46 protein-coding genes are annotated in these 26,324 nt (G+C 61.2%); 42 read left to right on the top strand and 4 right to left on the bottom strand.

Features of this window, described 5'->3' with window-relative positions:
• Nucleotides 1-414 precede the first annotated feature (414 nt).
• From D1646_RS18055 to rplQ, 36 genes are all read left to right on the top strand, one after another.
• Nucleotides 415-759 carry a PadR family transcriptional regulator gene (locus D1646_RS18055; protein WP_160637795.1) on the top strand — a complete coding sequence of 115 codons (345 nt, stop codon included), beginning with the start codon at nt 415-417 and terminating at the stop codon, nt 757-759.
• Between the two features lie 34 nt (nt 760-793).
• Nucleotides 794-1,627, top strand: coding sequence for a hypothetical protein (locus D1646_RS18050; RefSeq protein WP_160637794.1), 834 nt, complete (start codon nt 794-796; stop codon nt 1,625-1,627).
• On the top strand, nt 1,624-2,274 hold the full coding sequence (locus D1646_RS18045; RefSeq protein ID WP_160637793.1) for a hypothetical protein: 651 nt from the start codon (nt 1,624-1,626) through the stop codon (nt 2,272-2,274). Before D1646_RS18050 ends, D1646_RS18045 begins: the two co-directional genes overlap by 4 nt.
• 52 nt (nt 2,275-2,326) lie before the next feature.
• The gene (locus tag D1646_RS18040; protein WP_160637792.1) at nt 2,327-3,007 is read left to right on the top strand and encodes a hypothetical protein; all 681 of its coding nucleotides are present in this window, start codon (nt 2,327-2,329) and stop codon (nt 3,005-3,007) included.
• Between the two features lie 402 nt (nt 3,008-3,409).
• Nucleotides 3,410-3,721: a 30S ribosomal protein S10 gene (gene rpsJ / locus D1646_RS18035; protein WP_160637791.1), complete on the top strand. Its 312-nt coding sequence runs from the start codon at nt 3,410-3,412 to the stop codon at nt 3,719-3,721.
• 158 nt (nt 3,722-3,879) lie between these two features.
• Entirely contained in the window at nt 3,880-4,608 is a 729-nt protein-coding gene (rplC, locus tag D1646_RS18030) for a 50S ribosomal protein L3 (protein WP_160637790.1), read from the top strand.
• Between the two features lie 19 nt (nt 4,609-4,627).
• Complete coding sequence (gene rplD, locus D1646_RS18025; protein WP_160637789.1) at nt 4,628-5,248, top strand: 50S ribosomal protein L4; 621 nt, start codon at nt 4,628-4,630, stop codon at nt 5,246-5,248.
• Nucleotides 5,248-5,547 carry a 50S ribosomal protein L23 gene (gene rplW, locus D1646_RS18020; RefSeq protein ID WP_120394625.1) on the top strand — a complete coding sequence of 100 codons (300 nt, stop codon included), beginning with the start codon at nt 5,248-5,250 and terminating at the stop codon, nt 5,545-5,547. The genes rplD and rplW overlap by 1 nt, the downstream gene beginning before the upstream one ends.
• A 14-nt stretch (nt 5,548-5,561) precedes the next feature.
• Nucleotides 5,562-6,395: a 50S ribosomal protein L2 gene (gene rplB, locus D1646_RS18015; RefSeq protein WP_160637788.1), complete on the top strand. Its 834-nt coding sequence runs from the start codon at nt 5,562-5,564 to the stop codon at nt 6,393-6,395.
• Between the two features lie 16 nt (nt 6,396-6,411).
• A complete protein-coding gene (rpsS, locus tag D1646_RS18010) occupies nt 6,412-6,684 on the top strand; it encodes a 30S ribosomal protein S19 (RefSeq protein WP_120394623.1) in 273 nt (90 codons plus the stop codon).
• 14 nt (nt 6,685-6,698) lie between these two features.
• Nucleotides 6,699-7,031: a 50S ribosomal protein L22 gene (gene rplV / locus D1646_RS18005; protein ID WP_119345064.1), complete on the top strand. Its 333-nt coding sequence runs from the start codon at nt 6,699-6,701 to the stop codon at nt 7,029-7,031.
• A gap of 15 nt (nt 7,032-7,046) precedes the next feature.
• The gene (gene rpsC / locus D1646_RS18000; protein WP_160637787.1) at nt 7,047-7,901 is read left to right on the top strand and encodes a 30S ribosomal protein S3; all 855 of its coding nucleotides are present in this window, start codon (nt 7,047-7,049) and stop codon (nt 7,899-7,901) included.
• On the top strand, nt 7,901-8,332 hold the full coding sequence (gene rplP / locus D1646_RS17995; RefSeq protein ID WP_160637786.1) for a 50S ribosomal protein L16: 432 nt from the start codon (nt 7,901-7,903) through the stop codon (nt 8,330-8,332). Before rpsC ends, rplP begins: the two co-directional genes overlap by 1 nt.
• Nucleotides 8,332-8,529 carry a 50S ribosomal protein L29 gene (gene rpmC, locus D1646_RS17990; protein ID WP_160637785.1) on the top strand — a complete coding sequence of 66 codons (198 nt, stop codon included), beginning with the start codon at nt 8,332-8,334 and terminating at the stop codon, nt 8,527-8,529. The genes rplP and rpmC overlap by 1 nt, the downstream gene beginning before the upstream one ends.
• A gap of 15 nt (nt 8,530-8,544) precedes the next feature.
• Complete coding sequence (rpsQ, locus tag D1646_RS17985) at nt 8,545-8,805, top strand: 30S ribosomal protein S17 (RefSeq protein ID WP_023346506.1); 261 nt, start codon at nt 8,545-8,547, stop codon at nt 8,803-8,805.
• 15 nt (nt 8,806-8,820) lie between these two features.
• Nucleotides 8,821-9,189 carry a 50S ribosomal protein L14 gene (gene rplN / locus D1646_RS17980; protein ID WP_160637784.1) on the top strand — a complete coding sequence of 123 codons (369 nt, stop codon included), beginning with the start codon at nt 8,821-8,823 and terminating at the stop codon, nt 9,187-9,189.
• A gap of 13 nt (nt 9,190-9,202) precedes the next feature.
• Nucleotides 9,203-9,520, top strand: a complete 318-nt coding sequence (gene rplX, locus D1646_RS17975) for a 50S ribosomal protein L24 (protein WP_160637783.1) — start codon at nt 9,203-9,205, stop codon at nt 9,518-9,520.
• 20 nt (nt 9,521-9,540) lie between these two features.
• Complete coding sequence (gene rplE, locus D1646_RS17970; protein WP_160637782.1) at nt 9,541-10,101, top strand: 50S ribosomal protein L5; 561 nt, start codon at nt 9,541-9,543, stop codon at nt 10,099-10,101.
• Between the two features lie 15 nt (nt 10,102-10,116).
• The gene (locus D1646_RS17965) at nt 10,117-10,302 is read left to right on the top strand and encodes a type Z 30S ribosomal protein S14 (RefSeq protein WP_023346502.1); all 186 of its coding nucleotides are present in this window, start codon (nt 10,117-10,119) and stop codon (nt 10,300-10,302) included.
• A gap of 673 nt (nt 10,303-10,975) precedes the next feature.
• Nucleotides 10,976-11,374, top strand: coding sequence for a 30S ribosomal protein S8 (gene rpsH, locus D1646_RS17960; protein ID WP_160569806.1), 399 nt, complete (start codon nt 10,976-10,978; stop codon nt 11,372-11,374).
• Between the two features lie 14 nt (nt 11,375-11,388).
• On the top strand, nt 11,389-11,934 hold the full coding sequence (gene rplF, locus D1646_RS17955) for a 50S ribosomal protein L6 (protein ID WP_160637781.1): 546 nt from the start codon (nt 11,389-11,391) through the stop codon (nt 11,932-11,934).
• 17 nt (nt 11,935-11,951) lie between these two features.
• Complete coding sequence (gene rplR / locus D1646_RS17950) at nt 11,952-12,311, top strand: 50S ribosomal protein L18 (RefSeq protein ID WP_160637780.1); 360 nt, start codon at nt 11,952-11,954, stop codon at nt 12,309-12,311.
• Nucleotides 12,312-12,328: 17 nt separating this feature from the next.
• The gene (gene rpsE / locus D1646_RS17945) at nt 12,329-12,829 is read left to right on the top strand and encodes a 30S ribosomal protein S5 (protein ID WP_160637779.1); all 501 of its coding nucleotides are present in this window, start codon (nt 12,329-12,331) and stop codon (nt 12,827-12,829) included.
• A gap of 12 nt (nt 12,830-12,841) precedes the next feature.
• Nucleotides 12,842-13,024 (top strand): 50S ribosomal protein L30, encoded by a 183-nt coding sequence (gene rpmD, locus D1646_RS17940; protein ID WP_160637778.1) that lies wholly within the window; start codon nt 12,842-12,844, stop codon nt 13,022-13,024.
• Nucleotides 13,025-13,040: 16 nt separating this feature from the next.
• Nucleotides 13,041-13,481, top strand: a complete 441-nt coding sequence (rplO, locus tag D1646_RS17935; protein WP_160637777.1) for a 50S ribosomal protein L15 — start codon at nt 13,041-13,043, stop codon at nt 13,479-13,481.
• Between the two features lie 2 nt (nt 13,482-13,483).
• Nucleotides 13,484-14,875 (top strand): preprotein translocase subunit SecY, encoded by a 1,392-nt coding sequence (gene secY, locus D1646_RS17930; RefSeq protein ID WP_160637776.1) that lies wholly within the window; start codon nt 13,484-13,486, stop codon nt 14,873-14,875.
• Nucleotides 14,876-14,886: 11 nt separating this feature from the next.
• Nucleotides 14,887-15,519: an adenylate kinase gene (locus D1646_RS17925; RefSeq protein WP_160637775.1), complete on the top strand. Its 633-nt coding sequence runs from the start codon at nt 14,887-14,889 to the stop codon at nt 15,517-15,519.
• 11 nt (nt 15,520-15,530) lie between these two features.
• A complete protein-coding gene (map, locus tag D1646_RS17920; RefSeq protein WP_160637796.1) occupies nt 15,531-16,295 on the top strand; it encodes a type I methionyl aminopeptidase in 765 nt (254 codons plus the stop codon).
• On the top strand, nt 16,288-16,587 hold the full coding sequence (locus D1646_RS17915) for a KOW domain-containing RNA-binding protein (RefSeq protein WP_160637774.1): 300 nt from the start codon (nt 16,288-16,290) through the stop codon (nt 16,585-16,587). The genes map and D1646_RS17915 overlap by 8 nt, the downstream gene beginning before the upstream one ends.
• Nucleotides 16,574-16,792 carry a translation initiation factor IF-1 gene (gene infA / locus D1646_RS17910; RefSeq protein ID WP_023346491.1) on the top strand — a complete coding sequence of 73 codons (219 nt, stop codon included), beginning with the start codon at nt 16,574-16,576 and terminating at the stop codon, nt 16,790-16,792. The genes D1646_RS17915 and infA overlap by 14 nt, the downstream gene beginning before the upstream one ends.
• Before the next feature lie 165 nt (nt 16,793-16,957).
• A complete protein-coding gene (rpmJ, locus tag D1646_RS17905) occupies nt 16,958-17,071 on the top strand; it encodes a 50S ribosomal protein L36 (RefSeq protein WP_008982609.1) in 114 nt (37 codons plus the stop codon).
• A gap of 18 nt (nt 17,072-17,089) precedes the next feature.
• Nucleotides 17,090-17,455 (top strand): 30S ribosomal protein S13, encoded by a 366-nt coding sequence (gene rpsM, locus D1646_RS17900; RefSeq protein ID WP_160637773.1) that lies wholly within the window; start codon nt 17,090-17,092, stop codon nt 17,453-17,455.
• A 12-nt stretch (nt 17,456-17,467) separates the two neighbouring features.
• Nucleotides 17,468-17,866 carry a 30S ribosomal protein S11 gene (gene rpsK, locus D1646_RS17895; protein ID WP_160637772.1) on the top strand — a complete coding sequence of 133 codons (399 nt, stop codon included), beginning with the start codon at nt 17,468-17,470 and terminating at the stop codon, nt 17,864-17,866.
• Between the two features lie 19 nt (nt 17,867-17,885).
• Entirely contained in the window at nt 17,886-18,488 is a 603-nt protein-coding gene (gene rpsD, locus D1646_RS17890; RefSeq protein ID WP_160637771.1) for a 30S ribosomal protein S4, read from the top strand.
• A gap of 199 nt (nt 18,489-18,687) precedes the next feature.
• Complete coding sequence (locus D1646_RS17885) at nt 18,688-19,638, top strand: DNA-directed RNA polymerase subunit alpha (RefSeq protein WP_160637770.1); 951 nt, start codon at nt 18,688-18,690, stop codon at nt 19,636-19,638.
• Between the two features lie 113 nt (nt 19,639-19,751).
• Complete coding sequence (gene rplQ, locus D1646_RS17880; protein WP_160637769.1) at nt 19,752-20,096, top strand: 50S ribosomal protein L17; 345 nt, start codon at nt 19,752-19,754, stop codon at nt 20,094-20,096.
• A gap of 59 nt (nt 20,097-20,155) precedes the next feature.
• Here rplQ and D1646_RS17875 read toward each other — a convergent pair whose 3' ends face one another.
• Entirely contained in the window at nt 20,156-20,533 is a 378-nt protein-coding gene (locus tag D1646_RS17875; RefSeq protein WP_160637768.1) for a metal-dependent transcriptional regulator, read from the bottom strand.
• 184 nt (nt 20,534-20,717) lie between these two features.
• On the opposite strand from D1646_RS17875, the gene D1646_RS17870 reads away from it, so the two are divergent.
• From D1646_RS17870 to D1646_RS17855, 4 genes are all read left to right on the top strand, one after another.
• Nucleotides 20,718-20,858 (top strand): FeoB-associated Cys-rich membrane protein, encoded by a 141-nt coding sequence (locus tag D1646_RS17870; protein WP_160637767.1) that lies wholly within the window; start codon nt 20,718-20,720, stop codon nt 20,856-20,858.
• A 126-nt stretch (nt 20,859-20,984) separates the two neighbouring features.
• Nucleotides 20,985-21,557, top strand: a complete 573-nt coding sequence (locus tag D1646_RS17865) for a Uma2 family endonuclease (protein WP_160637766.1) — start codon at nt 20,985-20,987, stop codon at nt 21,555-21,557.
• Nucleotides 21,558-21,594: 37 nt separating this feature from the next.
• Nucleotides 21,595-22,161 carry a Uma2 family endonuclease gene (locus D1646_RS17860; protein ID WP_160637765.1) on the top strand — a complete coding sequence of 189 codons (567 nt, stop codon included), beginning with the start codon at nt 21,595-21,597 and terminating at the stop codon, nt 22,159-22,161.
• A gap of 67 nt (nt 22,162-22,228) precedes the next feature.
• Nucleotides 22,229-22,456 (top strand): type II toxin-antitoxin system MqsA family antitoxin, encoded by a 228-nt coding sequence (locus tag D1646_RS17855; RefSeq protein WP_160637764.1) that lies wholly within the window; start codon nt 22,229-22,231, stop codon nt 22,454-22,456.
• Nucleotides 22,457-22,579: 123 nt separating this feature from the next.
• On the opposite strand, the gene D1646_RS17850 is transcribed toward D1646_RS17855, so the two are convergent.
• Complete coding sequence (locus D1646_RS17850) at nt 22,580-22,780, bottom strand: helix-turn-helix transcriptional regulator (protein WP_160637763.1); 201 nt, start codon at nt 22,778-22,780, stop codon at nt 22,580-22,582.
• A 101-nt stretch (nt 22,781-22,881) separates the two neighbouring features.
• Between D1646_RS17850 and D1646_RS17845 the strand changes: the two genes are divergently transcribed.
• Nucleotides 22,882-23,088, top strand: a complete 207-nt coding sequence (locus D1646_RS17845; protein ID WP_160637762.1) for a hypothetical protein — start codon at nt 22,882-22,884, stop codon at nt 23,086-23,088.
• 48 nt (nt 23,089-23,136) lie between these two features.
• Here D1646_RS17845 and proS read toward each other — a convergent pair whose 3' ends face one another.
• Together proS and D1646_RS17835 are read right to left on the bottom strand one after the other, a co-directional pair.
• Nucleotides 23,137-24,579: a proline--tRNA ligase gene (proS, locus tag D1646_RS17840; RefSeq protein WP_160637761.1), complete on the bottom strand. Its 1,443-nt coding sequence runs from the start codon at nt 24,577-24,579 to the stop codon at nt 23,137-23,139.
• A gap of 114 nt (nt 24,580-24,693) precedes the next feature.
• The gene (locus tag D1646_RS17835; RefSeq protein WP_160637760.1) at nt 24,694-25,374 is read right to left on the bottom strand and encodes a hypothetical protein; all 681 of its coding nucleotides are present in this window, start codon (nt 25,372-25,374) and stop codon (nt 24,694-24,696) included.
• Between the two features lie 162 nt (nt 25,375-25,536).
• Between D1646_RS17835 and D1646_RS17830 the strand changes: the two genes are divergently transcribed.
• Complete coding sequence (locus tag D1646_RS17830; RefSeq protein ID WP_160637759.1) at nt 25,537-26,046, top strand: transcription repressor NadR; 510 nt, start codon at nt 25,537-25,539, stop codon at nt 26,044-26,046.
• The last annotated feature ends 278 nt before the right edge of the window (nt 26,047-26,324 follow it).

Here is a 26,324-nt window from a genome sequence, read left to right as displayed (position 1 = left end):
TTTTTTCTTGTGTTGCACTTCATATGATAATCTTTCCACCCCCTTTCAAAAGGGGGCAAGCGGCTGCGCCGCTTGTGGAGCCCTGCTCCGCAGGGCCTATCCCTCGTCCCGCCCGCAGGCGGCCCGGCCCCTTTGAAAAGGGGATCCGGCGAAGCCGGTGGGGATTGATTTGCAGGTATTACTTCGACTTGAAATCTGAGGTAGAAGATGGTACTTCCAGGGACAATCCCCCGCCCTCGCTACACTCGGGCCCCCTTTCAAAAGGGGGCAAGCGGCTTCGCCGCTTGTGGGATCCTGCTCCACTGTGCGTGCTGGAGTCTGGGGGGATTTTGCCCTTGACATACCTAGATCAACTAGGTATAATATACCTAGTTGATCTAGGTAAAAACCGAAGATTCAGAAAGGATGGGCGTTATGGGCTTTGACAAGGGATTGATGGCGGGGAGCGGGACCATGCTGGTGTTGTCGCTGCTGGAGGGGGGCGATATGTACGGCTATCAGATCATCGAGGAGCTGTCCCGCCGCTCCAGCAAGCTGTTTCAGATGAAGGAGGGGACCCTCTATCCCATTCTCCACGCCCTGGAGAAGGAGAAGTGCCTGTCCTCCTACCAGCAGCAGGCCCCCACCAGACGGATGCGCAAGTACTACCGGCTGACCCGCAGGGGGAAGAAGCTGCTGGACGAGAAGCGTACCGAGTGGAGCGTCTTCCGCCAGGGGGTTGAGCAGGTGCTGTCCAACGGGGCCAGCGCTCTGGCGTGAGCGGAACCGCACAGCGAGAGGGGAGGAATGGCCTTTGTTGGGCTCAGGAAAAGAGAGATGGCTGGACACAGCGGTGTCGGGCATTCGGTTTGGGCCGGACCGGCGGCAGGTGCGCCGGGAGCTGGCGGCCCACCTGGAGGACAAGGAGGCCGGCCTGCACCGCAGCTTCCCGGATATCCCCGAGGCGGAGGCCCAGGACCGGGCGCTGGCGGCCATGGGGGACGCCGAGGAGCTGAAGCGGGAGCTGGCCAGAATCCACCGCCCCTGGCTGGGCTGGCTGTGGACGGCCAGCCGGTGGACTCTGGTAGTGCTGTGGTTTTTGTTCCTCCTGGTGGGGATGGGGAACCGTGACGGCGTGGTGGAGCGCTCCCTCTGGGGCCGTATGACCGGGCGGGCCATGTACCACCGGGTCTGGGGCGGGGAGAGGGCTCAACTGGGGGGCTACACCTTCCAGATCATCGGAGCGGCCTATGTGGACCGGCCTGAAGAGTACGGCGCGGAGGACAGCCTCCAGCTGACGCTTCGGGTGTCCTCCCCCCGGTTCTGGGCGCGGATTGACGAGAACACCGTCCTCGCCGGCCTCACCGCCGTGGACCCCCATGGAGGGCGGCACGAGATGGACCGGCATATCGTAGTTAATCGCACCGACACGGAGCATAACTCCAGCTACTGGATCACCAGCACCTGGGGAACCCGGATTTTAAGCGGCGGGGATTTTTGCCGGTGGGGCCTGGGCTGGAAGGACTTTTCCCTCTACATCCCGGCGGAGGACTGGACCCCCGGGGCGCGGATGACGTTGGAATTTACCTGTGAGCTGGGGGACTTCGTCCTGTCCGCCCCGGTGACCGAGAGGGTGGTGGTGCCATGAGGACGCTGAAGCGCTGGGAGGAGGCGTGGAATCGGGCCTGGGAGCGGGTGAGCCGGGGGAGGAAGACCCTGCTCTGCCTGATTCTGTGCGGGCTGCTCTCCCTGGGGATCTGGATGCGTCTGGGCTGTCCCCTGCCCACAGCGGAGCTGGAGCTGCGCCGGTGGGAGCGGACCCACCTGCTGCCGCCCGGGCAGCTCGTCTTTACCGGTGAGGAAAATGAGCGGTTTGCCCTGGGGGAGGGCCGCACGGTACAGCTGAACCGCCGCCTGCTGGCCAGCGTGGGGGAGCGCTGGGCGGTGCTGGGGGAGGAGCGGACCTTCCGCAAGGTGGACCTGGAAGAGACCCCCGCGGCGGCGGGATTTTGGAGCAGCGCCCTGGCGGATTTCTCCGGAGAGGCCGTGGAGCTCGGTATACCGGTGGTGGTCTTCGGCGTCCCGGAGGGGGCGGCCAGGGGAGAACTGAGGGTCGAGGCGGGGTCCGGAGTGGTGCTCACCGGCTCCGGCTGCCAGGTGGCGGAGGGGGTCTGGCTCTTCGCCCTGAGCTCGCCGGCGCAGTCGTGGTCTCTGAGCACCAGCGCCCCCTGTACCATGGGATTCTGCCGGGAGGACGGCTCCCTGCTGCTGGAGCAGGAGGGGGTCCTGCACTGAGGAGGGATTGAATGAGAGGACCAGAGGACTCTGGGGAAGGGAGGGCCTAGGCGTGAGAGAGAAGTGGAAACGGCGCTGGGCCCGCCGCCCCAGATTGAGCCGGGGGCAGAGGACGGCGAGGAATTTTCTCCTGTGCGTCCCCATTCTGACCCTGCTCTGGAGGCTGTGGGGCTGCCCTCTGCCCACTGCGGAGCTGGAGTTTCGCCGCATGGAGCGGACCCATCTGCTGCCCCGGAGCGAGATTGTCTTTGCCTGCACAGGGCGGGAGACACCGTACGCCAGGCCGGGGGAGGACCAGGATATCAGTATGCTCAGCCCCGCCTTTCTTGGAATTGCCGGGGGGAAGGTCACCGCAGCTACGTATGAATTAAGCCGGTGGATGGTGGACCGCTATCCCCTGGAGGAGGGGCCAACTCCCGCTTTTTTTGGCTATGCCAGCGCCTATGTTAACTGCCCGGGCGGGGGAGAGTTTGTGTTCCCTCTGATGTTTGTCAACGTCCCCCGGGAGGCGGTCCGGGGGGAGGTAAGGCTCAAGCTGTCCTACCGGGAGAACGACTATGGCTGGTCCGGTCCAGGCTGGGATACGGGAAACGGGACCTGGCTGTTCCCGGCGCGGGCCCCCTCCACCGGTTACGGGGACCACTGGTGGGCAGGCGGCGGCTACACCCTGACCCTGTACCGGGAAGACGGCTCATTGCTGCTGGAGAAGAGCGGAATGCTGGGGGAGGGCTGAAAACGCCTTCCCCCGCAAAACGCACAAAGAAAAACCAATGGGACAGCGAAAATATGCCAAAAAATTTTACAAAACCCCTTGACACACACGGCTGTGTGTTGTATGATAACGGGGCGTCTGAAAAGGGCGCGGAGCGATGATGCGGGAGATTGCTCAGAAATGAGGTAACTTCCGCGGAGTATGTCCGAAGATCGGGCGGCTGAGCGAGTGCTGTACAGGGCGTATATCGTCCGGCGCAGTAAGGACCGGCCTGCGTGCGCCGGTTTTTTCCTGGCCGGAAGTGATACGCACGGAAACGTGTGCAAAACTTGCTCACCGTACGGAGGACGAGAAACAGCGCGGGACTGCACACGGCAGGCCCAAAAACTCAACTTCGTATGAAAACAAGGAGGAAACACCCACATGGCTCAGAAAGAAATGATCCGCATCCGCCTCAAGGCCTATGACCATCAGCTCATCGACCAGAGCGCCGAGAAGATCGTGGAGACCGCCAAGCGCAGCGGCGCCAACGTCTCCGGTCCCATCCCCCTGCCCACCAAGAAGGAAGTGGTCACCATCCTGCGGGCCGTTCACAAGTACAAGGACAGCCGGGAGCAGTTCGAGCGCCGCATTCACAAGCGCCTCATCGACGTGGTGAAGCCCTCTCCCAAGACGGTGGAGGCCCTGATGTCTCTGGAGCTGCCCGCCGGTGTGGAGATCGAGATCAAGCTGTAAGCGTCCGAGCCGTTGCGAACAGCGCGGCAAATTCTGTTTCATTTTGTGTACCCACAGCCTGCCGCGTAATTGAGGCAGGCGGGTCAAGTCGCCGGAGCAATGACAGTCCAATGGTCAACTCCGCCGACCAATAACCTTTAATAGGAGGAAACAACCCAATGGAGAAAGCGATCATCGGCAAAAAGATCGGCATGACCCAGATCTTCGATGAAGCCGGCCGGGTGGTACCTGTCACCCTGATTCAGGCCGGCCCCTGCACGGTGGTGCAGAAGAAGACCGCCGAGAAGGATGGCTACGAGGCCATTCAGCTGGGCTTCCAGGAAATTCCCGAGCGCAAGCTCACCAAGCCGGAGCTGGGCCACCAGAAGAAGGCTGGCCTGTCCGAGTACAAGAGGGTCCTCAAGGAGTTCCCCCTGAAGGACTGCTCCAAGTATGAGGTGGGCGACGTGCTCACCGCCAACGTGTTTGCCGCGGGCGACTTTGTGGACGTCACCGGCACCAGCAAGGGCCACGGCTTCCAGGGCGTTGTCAAGCGTCACGGCGCGGCTGTGAAGCGCAACACCCACGGCGGCGGCCCTGTCCACCGTCATCAGGGCTCTCTGGGCCCCGGTACCACTCCCGGCCACATTGCCAAGGGCCGTGACGGCGCCGGCCAGATGGGCAACGTGCAGGTCACCGTTCAGAATCTGGACGTGGTCCAGGTGGACGAGGAGCTGGGCCTCATTGCGGTCCGGGGCGCCATTCCCGGCCCCAAGGGCGGCGTGGTGTATGTGAAGAACACCGTCAAGACCCTCATCGTCAAGCACGCCACCGAGGCTGGCCGTGTCAACCCGCAGAAGGCTTCCGCCCGTGTCAACCCGCAGAAGGCTTCCGCCCGCAACAAGTAAGGAAAGGAGAGATTGAGTCATGCCTAAAGCGAACCTTTATGATATGGCTGGTAAGCAGATCGGCGAGATCGAGCTCTCCCAGGCCATCTTCGGCGTGGAGCCCAACCCTGCGGTGGTCCATGAGGTGGTCAAGAATCACCTGGCCAACTGCCGTCAGGGGACCCAGAGCGCTCTGACCCGGGCCGAGGTCTCCGGCGGCGGCAAGAAGCCCTGGCGTCAGAAGGGCACCGGCCACGCCCGTCAGGGCAGCACCCGGGCTCCCCAGTGGACCCACGGCGGCATTGTGTTTGCCCCCAAGCCTCGCAGCTACCGCTATGTGCTCAACAAGAAGACCCGCCGCCTGGCCCTCAAGTCCGCCCTGTCCTCCAAGGCCGCCGAGAACGCGGTGCTGGTGGTGGACGGCCTGGAGCTGGCCGAGGTGAAGACCAAGACCATGAAGACCTTCCTGGACGCCATGGGCGCCTCCAAGCCGGTGGTCATCACCCCCGAGGTGGCCCGGAACGTGGTCCTGTCCGCCCGGAACATCCCCGGCGTGGTCACCACCACCGCCAAGGTCCTGAATGTCTACGACATCGTCAACGCCAAGCAGCTGGTCATCGACAAGGCTGCCCTGGCTATCATCGAGGAGGTGTACGCGTAATGGCCGCCACTGCTTATGACATTATCAAGCGCCCCATCATCACCGAGCAGTCCATGGAGCAGACCGAGATGAAGCGCTACACCTTTGAGGTCGACAAGCGCGCCAACAAGATCGAGATCGCCAAGGCGATTGAGGAGATCTTCGGCGTGAAGGTGGCCAAGGTGAACACCCTGAATATGCAGGGCAAGGAGAAGCGCATGGGCGCCCGTCCCGCGGGGCGGCGTCCCAGCTGGAAGAAGGCGATGGTCACCCTGACCGCCGACTCCAAGTCCATCGAGTTCTTCGAGGGTATGGTGTAAGGAGGAATTGAGAAATGGCTATCAAGACTTATAAGCCCACAACCCCCTCCCGCCGTCACATGACTGTGTCTGCCTTCGAGGGGATCGACAAGAAGGCCAAGCCCGAGCGTGCCCTGACCGAGGTGCTGAAGAAGCACGCGGGCCGCAACAGCTACGGCCGCATCACCGTCCGCCACCACGGCGGCGGCAACAAGCAGAAGTACCGCATTATCGACTTCAAGCGGGACAAGGAGGGCAAGGCCACCGTGCTGAACCTCCAGTACGACCCCAACCGCTCCGCCAACATCGCCCTCATCCAGTATGAGGACGGGGAGAAGCGCTATATCCTGGCCCCCAACGGCCTGAAGGCGGGCCACGTGATCATGACCGGCCCCGACGCCGATATCCTCCCCGGCAACTGCCTGCCCATCGCTAACATCCCCGTGGGCGAGACCATCCACTGCATCGAGCTCTACCCCGGCAAGGGGGCCCAGCTGGTCCGCGCCGCCGGTGTGGCCGCTCAGCTGATGGCCAAGGAGAACGGCATGGCCCAGATCCGCCTGCCCTCCGGCGAGGTGCGCCTGGTCCGGGAGAACTGCAAGGCCACCATCGGCCAGGTGGGCAACACAGACTGGGCCAACATCCAGATCGGCAAGGCGGGCCGCAAGCGCCACATGGGCTGGCGTCCCACCGTCCGCGGCTCCGTGATGAACCCCAACGACCACCCCCACGGCGGCGGCGAGGGCAAGAGCCCCGTGGGCCGTCCCGGGCCTGTGACCCCCTGGGGTAAGCCGGCCCTGGGCTACAAGACCCGCAAGACCAAGAACCGCACTGACAAGTTCATTGTCAAGCGCCGCAACAGCAAGTAAGGAGGGAGTGTAAAAGATGAGCAGAAGCATTAAGAAAGGCCCCTTTTGCGCCCCTGAGCTGCTGAAGCGGGTCGATGAGCTGAACAAGAAGAACGAGAAGAAGGTGCTGAAGACCTGGAGCCGCGCCTCCACCATCTTCCCCTCCTTCGTGGGACACACCTTTGCTGTACACGATGGCCGCAAGCACGTGCCCGTCTATGTCACCGAGGACATGGTGGGCCACAAGCTGGGCGAGTTCGTGCCCACCCGCACCTTCCGGGGCCACGCGGGCAGCAAGACCGGTAAGTAAGGAGGAGAGACGAGATGGAAGCAAAAGCCAATTTGAAATATCTGCGGATCTCTCCCCGTAAGGTGAAGATCGTCCTGGACCTGATCCGGGGCAAGGACGTGGCCACCGCCGCCGCCATCCTGATGCAGACCCCCAAGGCCGCCTCTGAGCCCGTGCTCAAGCTGCTGAAGAGCGCCGCCGCCAACGCGGAGAACAACCACCAGATGGACCCTGAGAAGCTGTACGTGTCCGCCTGCTACGCCAACCCCGGCCCCATCATCAAGCGCATTATGCCCCGGGCCCAGGGGCGGGCCTACCGGATCAACAAGCGTACCTCTCACGTCACCATCGCCGTGAGCGAGCGCTAAGGGAGGAGGAACAATATGGGACAGAAAGTGAATCCCCACGGTCTGCGCGTGGGCGTGATTAAGGATTGGGACTCCCGCTGGTATGCCCGCAGCGAGAAGGTGGGCGACCTGCTGGTGGAGGACAAGAAGATCCGCGACTACCTGAAGAAGAACCTCTACAGCGCCGGCATCCCCAAGATCGAGATCGAGCGGGACAACGCCAAGGTGCGCATATACCTGCACTGCGCCCGCCCCGGCGTGGTCATCGGCAAGGGCGGCGAGGACATCAAGAAGCTGGAGGCCCAGCTGGTCAAGCTGATCCAGAAGCCGGTGGACCTGAAGATCGTGGAGGTCCGGGACGTGGACACCAACGCCCAGCTGGTGGCGGAGAACATCGCCCAGCAGCTGGAGAAGCGCATCGGCTTCCGCCGGGCCATGAAGAACTCTATGGGCCGCGCTATGCGGGCCGGCGCCAAGGGCATCAAGACCGCCTGCTCCGGCCGTCTGGGCGGCGCTGAGATCGCCCGCACCGAGCACTATCACGACGGCACCATCCCCCTGCAGACCCTCCGGGCCGATATCGACTACGGCTTTGCCGAGGCTGCCACCACCTATGGCCGCATCGGCGTGAAGGTGTGGATCTACAAGGGCGAGGTGCTCACCCAGGCCCTGCGCACTACCCCCCGCACCCTGGACACCAGCAAGCCCTATCAGGAGCGCCGGGACCGTCCCCGCCGCCGTGACGGCGACCGCCGGGGCGGCTTCAACCGGGACCGCCAGGGCGGCGGCTTTAACCGCGGCCCCCGTCCCGCCGGCCAGGGTAACTTCAACAACAACCGTGGCCCCCGTCCTGCCGGGGACAACACTCCGAAGGAAGGAGGCGCTCAGTAATGCTGCTCCCCAAGAGAGTCAAGTACCGCCGTGTCCACCGCGGCCGCCTGAAGGGCAAGGCCAGCCGGGGCAACTTCGTCAGCTACGGCGAGTACGGCCTGCAGGCCACTGAGCCCGCATGGATCACCAGCAACCAGATCGAGGCCGCCCGTATCGCCATGACCCGCTACACCAAGCGCGGCGGCAAGGTCTGGATCAAGATTTTCCCCGATAAGCCCGTCACCGAGAAGCCCGCCGAGACCCGCATGGGCTCCGGTAAGGGCTCCCCCGAGTACTGGGTCGCCGTGGTCAAGCCCGGCCGGGTCATGTTCGAGATCGCCGGCGTCTCTGAGGAGATCGCCAAGGAGGCTCTGCGCCTGGCCAGCCACAAGTTGCCCGTCAAGTGCAAGATCGTTAAGCGCGAGGAGACCGAGAAGGGTGGTGAAGCGTAATGAAGGCCAATGAAGTTCGCAAAATGTCCGCCGCCGAGCTGGAGACCAAGCTGGTGGACCTGAAGAAGGACCTGTTCAATCTCCGCCTTCAGCACGCCACCAACCAGCTGGACAACCCCCTGCGCATTGCTGAAGTGAAGAAGGATATCGCCCGGGTCAAGACCATCATCCGCGAGCAGCAGCTCGCCGGCCGCTAAGAGGAGGAATAGAAGATGGAAAACAGAACTTCTTCCCGTAAGACCAGAGTCGGCCTGGTGGTTTCGGATAAGATGGATAAGACCGTTGTGGTCGCCATCGCCGACCGCGTGGCCCACCCTCTGTACAAGAAGATCGTTAAGAGAACCTATAAGCTGAAGGCTCACGATGAGAACAACCAGTGCGGCGTGGGTGACCGCGTGAAGGTCATGGAGACCCGCCCCCTGTCCAAGGACAAGCGCTGGCGCGTGGTTGAGATCATCGAGAAGGCGAAATAAGGAGGTGTCGGCAGCATGATTCAGCAGGAAACTTATTTGAAGGTGGCCGACAACACCGGCGCCAAGGAGATTAAGACCATCCTGGTGCTGGGCGGCTCCAAGCGCAAGTTCGGCAACATCGGCGACGTGGTGGTGGCCTCGGTCCGCAAGGCCCAGCCCGGCGGCACCGTGAAGAAGGGCGAGGTGGTCAAGGCCGTCATCGTCCGCTCCTCCAAGGGTGTGCGCCGTCCCGACGGCTCCTACGTCCGCTTTGACGACAACGCCGCCGTTCTCATCCGCGACGACAAGAACCCCCGCGGCACCCGTATCTTTGGCCCAGTGGCCCGCGAGCTGCGCGACAAGGATTACATGAAGATCCTGTCTCTGGCTCCCGAAGTGCTGTAAGGGAGGATTTACGATGAACAAATTGAGTATCAAGAGCGGCGACACCGTCGTCGTCCTGTCCGGCAAGGACAAGGGCAAGCAGGGCAAGGTCATGTCCGTGGACCCCAAGGCCGGCAAGGTGGTTGTGGAGAAGGTCAACATGGTCTCCCGCCATACCAAGCCCCGTCAGCAGGGCGAGCAGGGCGGCATCCTCCAGAAGGAGGCCCCCATCTACGCCTGCAAGGTCCAGCGCGTGTGCCCCAAGTGCAGCAAGCCCACCCGGCCCGCCCACAAGCTGCTGGCCGACGGCAAGAAGGTCCGCGTCTGCAAGAAGTGCGGCGCCGAGATTTAAGAGAGGAGGAGTGAATCGAAATGGCAGAGGAAAAGAAAGTGCCTAACCTGAAGAAGCTGTATCAGGACGAGGTCGCTCCTGCTCTGATGCAGAAGTTCGGCTACAAGTCCACCATGCAGATCCCCCGCCTGGAGAAGATCGTGGTCAACGTGGGCTGCAGCGAGGCCCGGGAGAATGCCAAGGTGCTGGACGCCGTGGTCAACGACCTGACCACCATCACCGGCCAGAAGGCGATTATCACCAAGGCCAAGAAGTCGGTGGCTAACTTTAAGCTGCGCGAGGGTATGCCCATCGGCGCCAAGGTGACCCTGCGGGGCAACAAAATGTGGGAGTTCCTGGACCGCCTGTTTAACGTGGCCCTGCCCCGCGTGCGTGACTTCCGGGGCATCTCCGCCGACGCTTTCGACGGCCGGGGCAACTACGCTCTGGGTGTGAAGGAGCAGCTGATCTTCCCCGAGATCGAGTATGACAAGATCGACAAGATCCGCGGCATGGACATTGTGGTGGTCACCACCGCTAAGACCGATGAGGAGGCCCGTGAGCTGCTGAAGCTGGTGGGCGCTCCCTTCGCCGGCCGCTAAGGAGGAGGAAGAGTTATGGCGAAAAAGTCTATGATCCTGAAGCAGCAGAAGGAGCCCAAGTTCTCCTCCCGCCGCTACAACCGCTGCAAGCTGTGCGGTCGTCCCCACGCCTACCTGCGGGACTACGGCATCTGCCGTATCTGCTTCCGGGAACTGGCCTACAAGGGGCAGATCCCCGGTGTGCGCAAGGCTTCCTGGTAAAGGAACGTTATCCCAATTCCCGTCCCTCTTTGGGGCGGGAATTTCTTTGTGCGGAGGGATTGTGCCAGAGAAGCTGACCTCTATTTCAAATTTTAAGTAGAAATAGTGCCTGCTAGACAATCCCCACCGCTTCGCGGAGCCCCTTTCAAAAGGGGCCAGGCCGCCTGCGGGCGGGACGAGGGACAAGCCCTGCTCTGGAGTGCGGACCAGAGGCAAAAAGTGAGGTATACGGGAGATATCTTCCCACACGGTCGTGTGTTCGCGGCAAAAAAACCTTGCCAAACCCACTTTTTCGGAGTATAATCAGTCGTTGTGTTCAGAGGAAAAATTCCTCCACACGCAGCCGTGCGTTTCCCTCTGCGTACCGTGTAAACTCCCGGAGTATCGGGAAAGTGACAGGGCCGCAGGAGCTGGATTGTCCGTGTCTGCCCTTCATTGGAGCAGGTGCGGCCGCAGGCGGGACACACCCATTTGGTCAAATCCGCCCCGTGCGGTTTTGATAAATCAGGAGGAGCTCCGGCCAACGTGTACAGCCGGAGGGACTCCACCCCAGCGAGCGCCTGCCCCAACCAGGTGCGAAGGCGGTCAACAGGTCGGGGGACGGCCTAATCCCCGATACCTTACCGTCTCTACCGGGTAAAACCGGTAATCTGTAATAGGAGGTAAACACGCAATGCAAATCACCGACCCGATCGCGGATATGCTGACCCGTATCCGTAACGCGAACAACGCCAAGCATGACACCGTGGATGTGCCTGCGTCCAACATGAAGAAGTCCATTGCACAGATCCTGCTGGACGAGGGCTATATCAAGAACTTCCAGCTCATCGACGACGGCACTCAGGGCGTCATCCGCATTGCCCTGAAGTACAACGCCGGCAAGGAGAAGGTCATCTCCGGCCTGAAGCGGGTGTCCAAGCCTGGCCTGCGGGTGTATGCCGGGGCCGACGAGCTGCCCAAGGTCCTGCGGGGCCTGGGAATCGCCATTGTTTCCACGTCCAAGGGCGTCATGACCGACAAGAAGGCCCGGGAGGCCCATGTCGGCGGCGAAGTCCTGGCATTTGTCTGGTAAGGAGGGTATAGGATATGTCCAGAATTGGTAGAGCTCCTATCGCCATTCCCGCCGGAGTGGAGATCAAGGTAGAGGACAACAACGTTGTCACAGTCAAGGGGCCCAAGGGCTCTCTGACGCAGCAGTTTAACCCCAATATGTCCATCGCAATGGACGCCGGCGTGCTCCACGTGACCCGCCCCAACGACGCCAAGGAGAACCGGGCCCTCCACGGCCTGACCCGCACGCTCATCCACAACATGGTGGTGGGTGTGACCGACGGCTTCAAGAAGGAGCTGGACGTGAACGGCGTGGGCTACCGTGTGGCCAAGGAGGGGACCAAGCTGGTGATGAACCTGGGCTACTCCCACCAGGTCATTATGGAGGAGAAGGACGGCATCACTATTGAGGTCCCCGGCCCCAACAAGATCATCATCCACGGCTGCGACAAGCAGAAGGTGGGCCAGTTTGCCGCCGAAGTGCGGGAGAAGCGTCCCCCCGAACCCTACAAGGGCAAGGGCATCAAGTATACTGACGAGGTCATCCGCCGCAAGGCTGGTAAGACCGGCGCCAAGAAGTAAAAGGAGGTGTGCCACCTATGGTAAACAGACCCGATACCCGCTCCCAGCGCATCAAGCGCCACAAGCGTGTGCGTGCTAAGATTTCCGGCACGCCCGAGCGTCCCCGTCTCAACGTCTTCCGCAGCGAGACCAACATCTACGCCCAGATCATCGACGATGTGAACGGCGTGACCCTGGTCTCTGCGTCTTCCCTGGAGAAGGACTTTGCCTGCGAGGGCACCAAGTCCGACGCCGCCAAGCAGGTGGGCGTGAACGTGGCCCAGCGCGCCAAGGCCAAGGGCATTGACACCGTGGTCTTCGACCGCGGCGGCTATGTCTACCACGGCCGCGTGAAGGCTCTGGCCGAGGGCGCCCGCGAGGGCGGCCTGCAATTCTAAGGGAGGAGGAAGAAACTATGCCTAGATTTGAGAGAGAGCCCAGCGAGTTCGTCGAGAAGCTGGTTTATCTGAACCGCGTATCCAAGACCGTCAAGGGCGGCCGTGTGGCCAAGTTCTCCGCCCTGATGGTGGTTGGCGACGAGAAGGGCCGCGTGGGCTTTGGCCTGGGCAAGGCCGCCGAGGTGCCCGAGGCCATCCGCAAGGGCATTGAGGACGCCAAGAAGAACATGATCAACGTGTCCCTGTCCGGCACCACCATCCCCCATGAGGTGATTGGCGAGTTCGGCGCCGGTCGGGTCCTGATGAAGCCCGCCGCCCCCGGTACCGGCGTCATCGCCGGCGGCCCCGTCCGTGCCGTGATGGAAGCCATCGGCATCAAGGACATCCGTACCAAGTGCCTGCGCTCCAACAATCCGCAGAACGTGGTCTCCGCCACCTTCGAAGGGCTGAAGTCCCTGCGCACCCCCGAGGAAGTGGCCCGTGTCCGCGGCAAAAGCGTGGAAGAGATCTTGGGTTAAGGAGGGTCAAAAATGGCTAATCTAAACATTAAGCTGGTCAAGAGCCTGAACGGCCGCATCGCCAAGCACAAGGCGACCGCCGAGGCCCTGGGCCTCCGCAAGATCGGCGATACCACCGTGCAGCCTGACAACCAGGCTACCCGCGGCAAGATCGCCCATATCGGCTACCTGCTCCAGGTGTCCGAGGAAAACTAACGAGGAGGCGCACGACATGAATCTGCATGAACTTTCCCCCGCCCCCGGCTCCAACACCAAGGCCTACCGCAAGGGCCGGGGCGCCGGTTCCGGCAACGGCAAGACCGCCGGCCGGGGCCACAAGGGCCAGTGGGCCCGTTCCGGCGGCGGCGTCCGCGTGGGCTTTGAGGGCGGCCAGATGCCTCTGGCCCGCCGGCTGCCCAAGCGGGGCTTCCACAACATCTTCGCCAAGCCCCTGGAGGCCATCAACGTCTCCGCTCTGGAGAAGTTCGAGGACGGCGCGGTGGTGGACGCTCAGGCCCTGCTGGAGAAGGGCATCCTGTCCAAGTGCCAGTACGGCGTGAAGATCCTGGGCAACGGCGAGATCTCCAAGAAACTGACTGTAAAGGCCTCCGCTTTCTCCGCCTCTGCCAAACAGAAGATCGTGGCTGCCGGCGGTAAGTGGGAGGTGGTCTGACTATGATTCAGACCATTCGCAACGCATGGCGGGTCCCCGAGCTGAAAAAGAAGATGCTCTTCACCATTATGGCGCTGCTCATCTTCCGCCTGGGCGCCGCTATCCCCGTGCCCTATATCGACTCTGACAGCCTGCGCGCCTATATGGAGAGCCAGACTGGTATCCTGGGCCTGATGAACGCAATGAGCGGCTCCGCCTTCTCCATGGCCACCGTTTTCGCCCTGTCCATCCAGCCCTATATCAACAGCTCCATCATCATCCAGCTGCTCACCGTGGCCATCCCCGCTCTGGAGCGGCTGGCCAGGGAGGGCGGCGAGGAGGGGCGCAAGAAGATCGCCTCCATCACCCGGTACACCACCGTGGCCATCGCGCTGCTCCAGGGCTTCGGGTACTACACCCTGGTCCGCAGCTACGGCCTGGTCAACGGCGGCTCCCTGAACAGCATCTGGGTTGGCCTGGTCATCGTGATCTCCTTCACCGCCGGCTCCGCCTTCCTGATGTGGCTGGGTGAGCAGATCACCGAGTTCGGCATCGGCAACGGCATCTCCATCATCCTGTTCGCCGGTATCGTCTCCCGGTTCCCCCAGATGGTTATGGACGGCTTCACCGGCCTGCAGCTGTGGAACAATATGCGCACCGGCGCGGTGAGCGAGCAGACCTTCACCGACCTGGGCATGACCGCCGAGCAGGCCGCAGAGCAGATGAAGGTCTACGCCCGGCAGGCTCTGGCCCCCTGGGCGCTGGTGCTCATCGTCATCGGAATGCTGGCGCTGGTGGTCTTCATCGTCTATATCAACAACGCCGAGCGCCGGATCCCTGTCCAGTACGCCAAGCGGGTCGTGGGCCGGAAGATGTACGGCGGCCAGTCCACTCACATCCCCATGAAGGTGAGCATGGCCGGCGTTATGCCCATCATCTTTGCCCAGTCTATCGCCTCCCTGCCCGCCACCATCTGCGGCTTTATGGGCGTCACTGCGGAGAGCGAGGGCTTCGGCGGCGGCATGATGCGGCTGTTCGACACCACCAAGCCCTTCTACAGTGTGCTGTATTTCCTGCTCATCGTGGGCTTCAGCTATTTCTACTCCACCATGGCCTTTAACCCGGTGGAGGTGGCCAACAACCTGAAGAAGAACGGCGGCTTTATCCCCGGCCTGCGGCCCGGCAAGCCCACCATCGACTTCCTCATGCGGGTCCTCAACAAGATCACCATGTTTGGAGCCCTGTACCTGTCCGTAATTGCCATTGCCCCCATTATCACCGGCAACCTGGTGGGCTACAGCTCCCTGGCCATCGGCGGCACCTCCGTTATCATTGTGGTGGGTGTTGCCCTGGAGACCGTGAAGCAGATGGAGGCCCAGATGCTGATGCGGCACTATAAGGGCTTCCTGGAGTAAGGAGAGACGGCATGAAATTGATTCTTTTGGGCGCTCCCGGTGCGGGAAAAGGGACCCAGGCCGAGATTCTCAGCGCCAAGCTGAACATTCCCACCATCTCCACCGGAAATATCCTCCGTGCGGCCATCAAGGAGGGCACTCCCATCGGCCTGGAGGCCAAGAGCTATATGGACGCCGGCAAGCTGGTGCCCGACTCCGTGATCATCGGGGTCGTGGCCCAGCGGCTGGAGCAGCCCGACTGCGCCAAAGGCTTCATCCTGGACGGGGTGCCCCGCACCACCGGCCAGGCGGAGGCGCTGGACAAGGCGGGGGTCACCTTCGACCACGTGCTGTCCATTGAGATCTCCGACGCCGAGATCGAGGAGCGTATGTCCGGTCGCCGGGTGTGCCAGAGCTGCGGCGCCCCCTACCACATCAAGGCCAAGCCCCCCAAGCAGGAGGGGGTGTGCGACTCCTGCGGCGGCCAGCTGGTCCAGCGGGCCGACGACGCGGCGGAGACGGTGCGCAAGCGGCTGGAGGTCTACCACGGGGAGACCGAGCCCCTGAAGGGCTTCTACGAGGCCAAGGGCATCCTGGCCCCTGTGGCCAACCAGGACACCATCGAGGGGACCAACCGGGTCATCATGGAGGCGCTGGGACTTTAATGGCGCTGGAAATGATATCGCTGAAATCCCCCCGGGAGATCGAGGCTATGCGCCGGGCCGGGCGGCTCACCGCTCAGGCCCGGGCGCTGGCCGGCTCCCTGGTCCGCCCCGGGATCACCACCCACGAGATTGACCGGACCGTGCGCCGCTTTATCGAGAGCCACGGTGCAAAGCCCTCCTTTCTGGGCTATGGTGGCTTTCCCGGCTCCGCCTGTATCTCGGTGAACGAGGTGGTCATCCACGGTATCCCCGGCCCCTACAAGCTGAAGGAGGGGGATATCGTCAGCGTGGACGTGGGCGCCCTGATCGGCGGCTTCCACGGCGACTGCGCCGCCACCTACCTGTGCGGAGAGGTCAGCCCGGAGGCAAAACGGCTGGTGGAAGTGACCCAGCAGAGCTTCTGGGAGGGCATCCAAAAGGCCCGCAGAGGCTTTCGTGTGAGCGACATCGGCCACGCGGTGCAGGAGTATGTGGAGCAGAACGGCTACTCCGTGGTCCGGGACTTTGTGGGCCACGGGGTTGGAAAAAAGCTCCACGAGCCCCCCGAGGTGCGCAACTTCGGCCCCGCCGGCCACGGCCCCCGGCTTCAGCCCGGCATGACCATCGCCGTGGAACCCATGGTGTGCGCCGGCAGCTGGGAAGTGGAAAACCGGGAGGGCAACTGGACCACCGTCACCAAAGACGGCTCCCTGGCCGCCCACTACGAGAATACCATCCTCATCACCGAGGACGGCCCCGAAGTGCTGACCGTCACCGAGGACGGGGCCTATGTATGACTACACAGGCTGGATCGTCCGGGCCAACGCCGGACGGGATAAGGAAGGCATTTTCTTTGTGGTAGGCGTGGATCAGGAAGGGCACAGGCTGCTGCTTGCCGACGGGAAGCGGCGTAAGGCGTCCCGGCCCAAAAGGAAAAAGCTGGGGCACGTCTGCTGCCTGACCGACCACCTGCATATGTATGACAACCCCGTGGTCCGCAGTCTGCAACAGGGGGAACCGGTCTCTGACCGGGCATTGAGACGGGCGCTGGCCGCCTTCAAGGAGGGATATACCCTTGGCGAAAGATGATATGATCGAACTGGAGGGCGTGGTCACCGAGGCCCTGCCCAATACAACATTCCATGTGGACATCGGAAATGGCCACATTATCCTGGCACATATCTCCGGCAAGCTGCGCATGAATTTCATCCGTATCCTGCCGGGCGACAAGGTGACCATCCAAATGTCACCCTACGACCTCACCCGAGGCCGCATTACTTGGCGTTCCAAGTAAATTTATGTAACTATCAACGACCGAGTTGTCAAGGGTTCCCCGGGCGCCTTGCCTCCGGGGAGGCGGCCGCAGGCTGCCCCAAAGCCTTTGCCTTGGAGGGGAGGAGCGGACAGTACGCAGCCCACGACAACGAGGGGCCATTCAGGCGTTCAGGAGGTTTTAACAATGAAAGTCAGACCGTCCGTGAAGCCCATGTGCGAGAAGTGCAAAGTCATTAAGCGCAAGGGCAAAGTCATGGTAATTTGCGAAAACCCCAAGCATAAGCAGAGACAAGGTTAATTGGAGGTGCTGTAAAAAATGGCTCGTATTGCCGGTATTGACCTGCCGAGAGAGAAGAGAATCGAGATCGGCCTCACTTATATCTACGGCATTGGGCGCACCAGCGCCAACAAGATCCTGGCCAAGGCCGGGGTTAACCCCGATACCCGCGTGAAGGACCTCACCGAGGAGGACGAGGCCAAGCTGCGTGAGGTCATCCACGACTACACCGTGGAGGGCGACCTGCGCCGCAACGTGGCGATGGACATTAAGCGGCTCACTGAGATCGGCTGCTACCGGGGCATCCGCCACCGCAAGGGGCTGCCCGTCCGGGGCCAGCGGTCCAAGACCAACGCCCGCACCCGCAAGGGTCCCAAGCGTACCGTCGCCAATAAGAAGAAGTAAGGAGGGATACACATGGCTGCGAACAAAGGAAAGAAAGTGGTGCGCAAGCGCCGCGAGCGTAAGAACGTAGAGAGGGGCCAGGTGCATATCCGTTCCTCTTTTAACAACACCATGGTCACCGTTACCGACGCGCAGGGCAACGCGCTGTCCTGGGCCTCCTCCGGCGGCCTGGGCTTCCGCGGCTCCCGCAAGTCAACCCCCTTCGCCGCTCAGACCGCCGCCGAGACGGCTGCCAAGGCCGCGATGGAGTATGGCCTGAAGACCGTGGAGGTCTTTGTGAAGGGCCCCGGCCAGGGGCGTGAGGCCGCCATCCGGGCGCTGCAGGCCGTGGGACTGGAGGTAACCCTCATCAAGGACGTGACCCCCGTCCCCCACAACGGCTGCCGGCCCCCGAAGCGCCGCCGTGTCTGATTGAAGGAGGTTTTGACAGATGGCTAGAAATATGCAGCCCATCGCCAAGCGGTGCAAGGCGCTGAACCTGTCCCCCGCCGCCATGGGCTATGCCAAGAAGACAACCAACCGCAACCCCAAGGGCCAGATGCGCAAGAAGCAGTCTGAGTACGCCATGCAGATGACCGAGAAGCAGAAGGTCAAGTTTGTCTACGGCGTGATGGAGAAGCAGTTCCATATGTACTACGAGAAGGCTTCCCGGATGCAGGGCAAGACGGGCGAGAACCTGCTGACCCTCATCGAGCGCCGCCTGGACAATGTGGTCTACCGCCTGGGCTTCGCCATGACCCGTCGGGAGGCCCGCCAGCTTACAACTCACGGCCACTTTACCGTCAACGGCCAGCGGGTCGATGTGCCCTCTTACCTGGTCAAGGTGGGCGACGTGATCGAGGTGCGGGAGAAGAGCCGCTCCTCCGTCAAGTTCAAGCGCCTCACCGGCGAGGACGCCCCCGTGGTCAATGTGCCCAAGTGGCTGGACCGCAACAAGAATACCCTTCAGGGAACCGTCACTGCCATGCCCGTTCGGGACGACATCGACTTCCCCGTGGAAGAGCACCTCATCGTCGAGCTGTATTCTAAGTAATTCCTTTTTCAAGCCAGTCCGCAGGATTTTGTGGGGCGCGGCGGCCCCGGCGCACCAGAAGGCACCTTCGAGCAGAGACGGCGCGCCGAGTCGTCCCGCCCCGCAGCGGCTTGACACAGACTTAGAGAACCCTCAGATATTGGTGAGCTGAATGAGGCGGCGCGGGAGCGCCGCTGAGAAAAGGAGGGTATTCCAGCATATGATAGAAATTGAAAAGCCCCGTATCGACTGTATCGAAAATCCCGGCGACGCCTCCTACGGCAAGTATGTGGTAGAGCCTCTGGAGCGGGGCTATGGCACCACCCTGGGCAACTCCCTGCGGCGGATTCTCCTGTCGTCCCTGCCTGGCACGGCGGTCACCTCCATCAAGATTTCCGGGGTTCAGCACGAGTTTACCACCATCCCCGGCGTGAAGGAGGACGTGACCGAGATCGTCCTCAACGTGAAGGGCATCATCGCCAAGCTGTACTGCGATGGAGTCAAGACCGTCCATATCGAGGCCGCCGGCGAGGGTAAGATCACCGCAGGCGACATCAAAGCCGACGCCGATGTGGAGATCCTCAACCCCGACCTGCACATTGCGACCCTGGGTCCGGACGCCACCCTCTCTATGGAGCTGACACTGTCCCATGGCCGGGGCTACGTCTCGGCGGACAAGAACAAGCCCGCCCAGGCCATTATTGGGATCATCCCCGTTGACTCCATCTACACCCCCGTGCGCAAGGTCAACTACACTGTGGAGAATACCCGTGTGGGCGACGCCACGGACTACGACAAGCTGACGCTGGAGGTGTGGACCAACGGCACCATCGACGCCCGGGACGCCGTATCCCTGGGGGCGCGTATCCTGTGCGACCACTTCACCCTGTTCACCGACCTGTCGGAGACCATGGGCAGCCGTTCCACGGTGGTGGAGAAGGCGGAGGCTCAGCGGGATAAGGTGATGGAGATGACCATCGACGATATGGACCTGTCCGTCCGCTCCTACAACTGCCTGAAGCGGGCTAACATCAACACCGTGGAGGACCTGATCTCCAAGACCGAGGAGGAGATGATGAAGGTTCGGAACCTGGGCCGCAAGTCCCTGGAAGAGGTCATCAATAAGCTGTCCATGATGGGCCTGTCCCTGGCCAGCGAAGAAAATAACTGAGCGTCCGAGCCGTTGCGAACAGCGCGGCTTCGGGAAAAAGCGTATGTAACGTTCCGCTTTAACTGAACGAATTTAAATTGATCTCGCCCCGCGAGGTCGAAGGAGTGTTTACTATGTCTCAGAAAAACCGCAAACTGGGCCGCACCAGCGACCAGCGCCGGGCTATGCTCCGTGCCATGGTCACCTATCTGCTGGAGAACGGCCAGATCAAGACCACTGTGACCCGCGCCAAGGAAGTGGCTCCCGTGGCCGAGAAGATGATAACCCTGGCCAAGACCAACACCCTGGCCTCCTACCGCCAGGCCCTGTCCTACATCACTAAGGAGGACGTGGCCAACAAGCTGTTTAAGGAGATCGGTCCCAAGTACGCCGACCGCAGCGGCGGCTATACCCGCGTTGTCCGCATTGGCCCCCGCCGCGGCGACGCTGCCGAGATGGCGATCATCCAGCTGGTGTAAGATAAAAACCCGCCGTCAGGCGGGTTTTTGTTTTTCTCATGGAGATGAGAAGGGGGCGATTAGGGCTGGCCGGAGTGCTCCTGGACAAAGGCGGTGATCTGGGAAAAGGTCTCCTCGCTCAGGTCGTGCTCCATTTTGCAGGCGTCAGCGGCAGCGGCGGCCTCCCCCACCCCCAGACAGATCAGGAACTGGGTCAGCAGCTTGTGCCGGCCATAGATGCGCTGGGCAATCTCCTCCCCCGGGGGGAGCAGCGTAATGTAGCCGTCGCCGTCCATCTCAATGTAGCCATTTTCCCGGAACCGCTTCATCGCCACGCTGACGCTGGGCTTGGTCAACGCCAGCTGGTGGACCACGTCGATGGAGCGCACCATACCCTGGCGTTCCCGCAGAATCAGGATCGCCTCCAGATAATCCTCCGCAGATTCGTGAATGTTCATAAGTCAAAGTCCTCCTGGGAGACAGTTTACCATAAACACGCCGAAAAGGCAAGAAATTTAGAGGGAGGTCTTGACAAAATCAGTTAGTTATATTAAACTAAGGATCACAGAAGGTTAGTAAATACTAACTGCTGCGGAGAGGACCCGGTTCCTCCGCAGTGCCAGTGGAAAAGGAGGACGCAATATGACGCCTGGCGACCTTGTTGTCGTTCTTGTCTTGGCCGGCCTGGTGGGGCTGGCGGTCCGCTCCCTGTGGAAGAAGCACAAGGCGGACGGATGTTGTAACGGTGATTGCAGCCAATGCAGCAGCTGTCATCATAAATAGGCCATAGAAAGCCCGGTTTCCTGATCGCGCAGGGGGCCGGGTCCCTTTTTGTCTTGCGATTCTCCCCCAGATCGGGTATAATAGAGTCAGAACGCCAGCGTCGGGATTGGAGAAAGGAGCTCCGTTATGAACACCAATTTGGCCTATCAGGACTACCCCGCCCAGGAACTGATTGGGGGGAAGATTGTCGCCATGTCCCCCAGTCCGGCGGTCAACCACAACCGGGTTGCCGGAAATATTTACAGAATGTTTTCCCACTATTTGAGGGGGTGCAGATGTGAGCCCTTTGCTGACGGGGTTGACCTGTACCTGACAGAGGAGGACCGCTTTATCCCGGACATGATGGTGGTCTGCGACTCGGACAAGGTGAAGACCGACGGGGTGTATGGTGCGCCCGACCTGGTGGTGGAGGTGCTCTCCCCCAGCACGGCCCGGTACGACCGGGGGCGGAAACAGGACGTCTATGCCCGGTGCGGCGTCCGGGAGTACTGGATCGTGGGCCCCGGGGACCGGACGGTGGAGCAGTATTTTCTGGAGGACGGACAGTTTATCCTCCACGGCGCCTACGGTCTGGAGCACGAGGCCATTTTGCGGAAGATGAGCCAGGAGGAGCGGGACGCCATCCCCACCGAGTTCCAGTGCGGCATCTTCCCGGACCTGACCATTCAGATTGCGGATATTTTCGAGCGGGTCGTGTAGGGAGGCCAGCGCCGGGATGGGAGAAAGGAGCGCCGCTATGAACACCAATTTGGCCGATCAGGACTGCCCCGCCCAGGAGCTGATTGGGGGAAAGATTGTCGCCATGTCCCCCACCGCCACAAGCCACAACCGGATTGCGGAAAATATCCATTTCATGTTCCGCACCTATTTGAAGGGGAAACGCTGCGTTCCGCTTGGGAACGGGTACGACCTCTATTTGACGGACCAGGACCGGTTTATCCCCGATTTTATGGTGGTCTGCGACCGGGACAAAATCAAGGAGAAGGGCGTATACGGCGCGCCCGACCTGGTGGTGGAGGTGCTCTCCACCGGCACGGCCAGGAATGACAAATGGCATAAGAAGAACGTCTATGCGGCCAGCGGCGTTCCGGAGTACTGGATTGTCAGCCCCGGGGACCGGTTTGTGGAGGTCTACCGGCTCCGGGACGGCGGCTATGCGCTGGATAATCTGTATACCCACTGCTCCAGGGAGGAGTGGGAGGATTTGTCTCCAGGGGAGCGGGCCGCGGTGGTCACAGAATTTAAATGTCACCTCTATGACGACTTTGTCATCCGCGTGGACGAGATTTTCAGCGATTGGTAACACAGAGCCCGCTCCTGATACAGAGGAACTGGATTCCTTTTTGAAGACCAGAAAGGGGCGTTGATTTATGTGTATGTTTTGCAAATGTGACACAGTGAAGGAATCGTTTATAACTCATGTTGTAAATTACAGGAATGGTATCATTGTAATCAAAAACGTTCCCTGTGAGGAATGTGAGCAGTGCGGGGAAAAGTTTTACACAGACGAAGTTGCCGCACGCCTGGAGGAGCTGGTATCTGCGGCCAAACAGCTTATGCAGGAGATTTCTGTTATTGACTATCAGAAGGCGGCGTAAGGGCTGCCGGATTTTACCACGGCATACCGTCACCTCCCCGCGTCCGCCGGTGAGTCAAGGGGCGGTTGAAAATCAATGATCCCCACACAAAAAATGCCCCGCTCCTGACACAAGGAGCGGGGCTTATGTTTTGTGGTGTTGTGCAATATCCTCTAAATTACAGTCCAGGATGGTACAGAGCCGGTCCAGGGTATGGGTACTGACGTACTCATTTTTGCGCAAGCGGTCCAACTGGCCGCTGCTGATTTGGTAATCATGGATCAGCTTATACTGGGAGATCCCTTTTTCCCTCATTGTCAGCCAGAGCCGCTCAAAGGTAATCATCTTCTATCCGCCTCTCTATCCAAATTCAGAGTAACGGATAGCCTCGTTGTTGACAAGAGCCCATATTCGGGCTAGAATCTTAAAGAAGGAGGGAACTTGACATGGAAAGTAAACTAAATCTGGAGGAATTGATCGAAGTGTTGACTCGTGTACTGGAAGAGGTCAACGCAATGGAACTGATGATATGGGGGCTTACATATGTAAATGACCCCTATGCGGCAGGACTGAGCGCGGCATACCGTCACCTACGCACGTCTGTCAATGAGATCAAGCGTCTACTAGAAATCAGCGGTTTAATGTCACCATGACAAAAAGCGCCCCGCTCCACGGAAAAGGAGCGGGGCATTTGTCGTATTTTAGTAGGCGACGCCCCAGAGGATGGAGTGTTTGGCGGGCCTGCCGCAGCAGACGCAGGTATCGGCCACGTGCTCCTGCTCCAGGGGCATACACCGGGAGGTGACCCCGGCCTGCTCCTTCATCTTCAGCTCACAGTCCAGCTCGCCGCACCACATGGTCCTGGCGAAGCCGCCCTCGGACTCCATAAAGGTCTTGACCTCATCCAGGGTCAGGCAGGTGCGGGTGTGGTTTTCCAGGTTCTGCTTGGCCCGGTTGTACAGGCCCACGTGCACCTGGTCCAGCAGCTCTTTCACGGTGTCCTCCAGCTGGGCCAGGGGGACGAACACCTTCTCACCGGAGTCCCGGCGGCAGATGCAGCACTGGTCCTTCTCCATGTCCTTGGGGCCGATCTCGACCCGCAGGGGGACCCCCTTCATCTCGTACTCGGCGGCCTTCCAGCCCATGGACTGGTCGCTGCTGTCCATTCTGGCCCGAATACCGGCGACCTTCAGGCGATCCAGCAGGTTAGAGGCGGCCTCCAGCACGCCCTCCTTGTGCTGGGCCACGGGGATGACCATGGCCTGGATGGGGGCGATGCGGGGGGGCAGGACCAGGCCGCTGTTGTCGCCATGGGTCATAATAATGCCGCCGATCATGCGGGTCGAAACCCCCCAGCTGGTCTGGTGGGGGTTGTGGAGCTGATTATCCTTGCCGGTGAAGGTGATGTCGAAGGCCTTGGCGAAGCCGTCGCCGAAGTAGTGGCTGGTGCCCGCCTGGAGGGCCTTGTGGTCGTGCATCATACACTCCACGGTGTAAGTGGCCTCAGCGCCGTTGAACTTCTCCTTGTCGGTCTTGCGGCCCTTGACCACCGGCATGGCCAGCACGTTCTCCAGGAAGTCGGCGTAGACGTTGAGCATCTGCATGGTCTCCTCCTGGGCCTCCTCAGGGGTTGCGTGCATGGTGTGGCCCTCCTGCCACAGGAACTCCCGGTGGCGCAGGAAGGGGCGGGAGGTCTTCTCCCAGCGGATGACGGAGCACCACTGGTTGTACAGCTTGGGCAGGTCCCGGTGGGAGTGGATGACGTTTTTGTAGTGCTCGCAGAACAGAGTCTCGGAGGTGGGGTGGATGGCATACCGCTCCTCCAGCTTCTCGCTGCCCCCCATGGTGACCCAGGCGCACTCTGGGGCGAAGCCCTCCACGTGGTCCTTCTCCTTCTGGAGCAAGGACTCGGGGATGAGCATGGGCAGATACACGTTCTCGTGGCCCAGCTCCTTAAACCTTCTGTCCAGCTCGTTCTGGATATTTTCCCAGATGGCGTAGCCGTAGGGGCGGTAGATGAACATACCCTTGATGGAGGAGTAGTCAATGAGCTCCGCCTTTTTGCACACGTCGGTGTACCACTGGGCAAAGTCCACCTCCATGTTGGTGATCTGCTCCACCTGCTTCTTGTTTTCTTTGGCCATATTGGTTTTCAGTCCTTTACTGTGAAATTGATCCTGTATAAGCCACTCTATTCTATAAAGTCAGCGCGGGAAAGTCAAGAGAAAAAACGCCTCCCGCTGGGGGAGGCGAAAAAATCAGTTCATGTATTCGCCGGTGTAGTCGATGATGCAGCCGTCCAGGGTCAGCATACCGGTGTCCACCAGGGAGTAATAGCCCTCCTCGTCGGGCTTGAGCTGGAGCATGATAATCTGGTCCTTGCCGTAGCTGAGCTGAGGCAAAAAGCCCTCCAGCTGCTCCAGCAAAATTTCACCCAGCCGGATATCGGCCTGGGCGATCTCCTCGTCGGTGAGGGCGTCCACATAGCCCGATTCCTCCAGGGCGTCCATAAAGTCGTTCTCGGTCTGAAGGGTCAGGACCTCAATGGGGGAGACGGTCACCTCAATGGCGAAGTCCCCGTCCTTGGTCTTGGTGGCGGAGCCTACGGTGTACTTGGAGTGGGAGTAGATTTCCCGCACCAGGTCCTGGGCCTGCTTGCGCAGCTCGTCGGTGGGGTCCTCTATGGTCAGGTACTCCAGCAGAATGTCGGCCTCGTCCTCTACGTTCTGGTCATGCATCTTCTGGGCGTCCTCCTGGGTCATGTCGTCCACCAGGTCGATGTAGGCCTGGTCATAGGAGCCCAGATAGGCGGCGTCCAGGTGGCCCTTCACGTAGACCTGGGCGTCCGTCTCCGTCAGACCCTTCTCTCCGCAGGCGGCCAGCGCCAGCAGCAGACACAGTGCCAGCCCGGCGGCGGCAGTCCGTTTCAGCAAGCTCATGTTCTTCAATCTCCTTTTCTGCATCATATGGGGAGAGGGCGGCTGTTTTCGACGCCGCTCCCCCAGGAAAGAATATACACGGCCTTGGGGAAAAAGTCAAGGTTGCCAGCGGAAGTTGGCTGTGATAAACTAAGGAGAGACGATTTTAAAGGTGGGGATGCTATGGACAGTGAGAGCCGGAGAAGAGCCCTGGCGGAGGAGCTGAAGCAGGCGGAGGGCCCGGTGAGCGCCGCCGCCCTGGCCCGCCGGTTTTCGGTGAGCCGCCAGATTATCGTAGGAGACGTGGCCCTGCTCCGGGCGGGAGGGCTGGATATCACCGCGACCCCCCGGGGCTACGTCCTGCCCCGTCCCCCCGCCGGAGTCACCTGTACCTTCGCCTGCCGCCACCGGGGGGAGCAGATGGAGGAGGAGCTTAACGCTATGGTGGACCAGGGCTGCACCGTCCTGGACGTCATCGTGGAGCACCCCATCTATGGCCAGCTCACCGGGCCGCTGCGCCTGTCCAGCCGCTACGACGTGGCGCAGTTTGTAGCCCGCTGCTGGCAGGAGGAGGCCGCCCCCCTCTCCCAGCTCACCGAGGGGGTCCACCTCCATACCGTCCTCTGCCCCAGCCAGGAGGCCGCCGCCCGCGTCCGCCAGTCCTTGGAACAGCTGGGCTTCCTCTATCAGTGAGCCCCCCTTTTTTGTCCTCTCCGGACGGGCCTTCTCTTTCTTGAAAGAAAGAGAAGCAGAAAGAACTTTTGCCTCGCTCTGAGAGATTGCGGTATCCCTTCAGTGCTCCACCCGGTGACGAAGGATGTTCTTGTAAAATTATGGGACTTCAATTCGTAAAGTAGAGAAAAAGAGCCGGGGTAGTTCCACCTTGTGATGCCCTAGGAGCGCACAAGCGGCGAAGCCGCTTGCCCCCTTTTGAAAGGGGGTGCCCGAGCGAAGCGAGGGCGGGGGATTGC

It is taken from the genome of Pseudoflavonifractor sp. 60, assembly GCF_009911645.1.
In the GTDB taxonomy this organism is placed as follows: domain Bacteria; phylum Bacillota; class Clostridia; order Oscillospirales; family Oscillospiraceae; genus Lawsonibacter.
The sequence above is the reverse complement of the archived record's forward strand: the minus strand, read 5'-3'. Positions and strand labels throughout refer to the sequence as shown.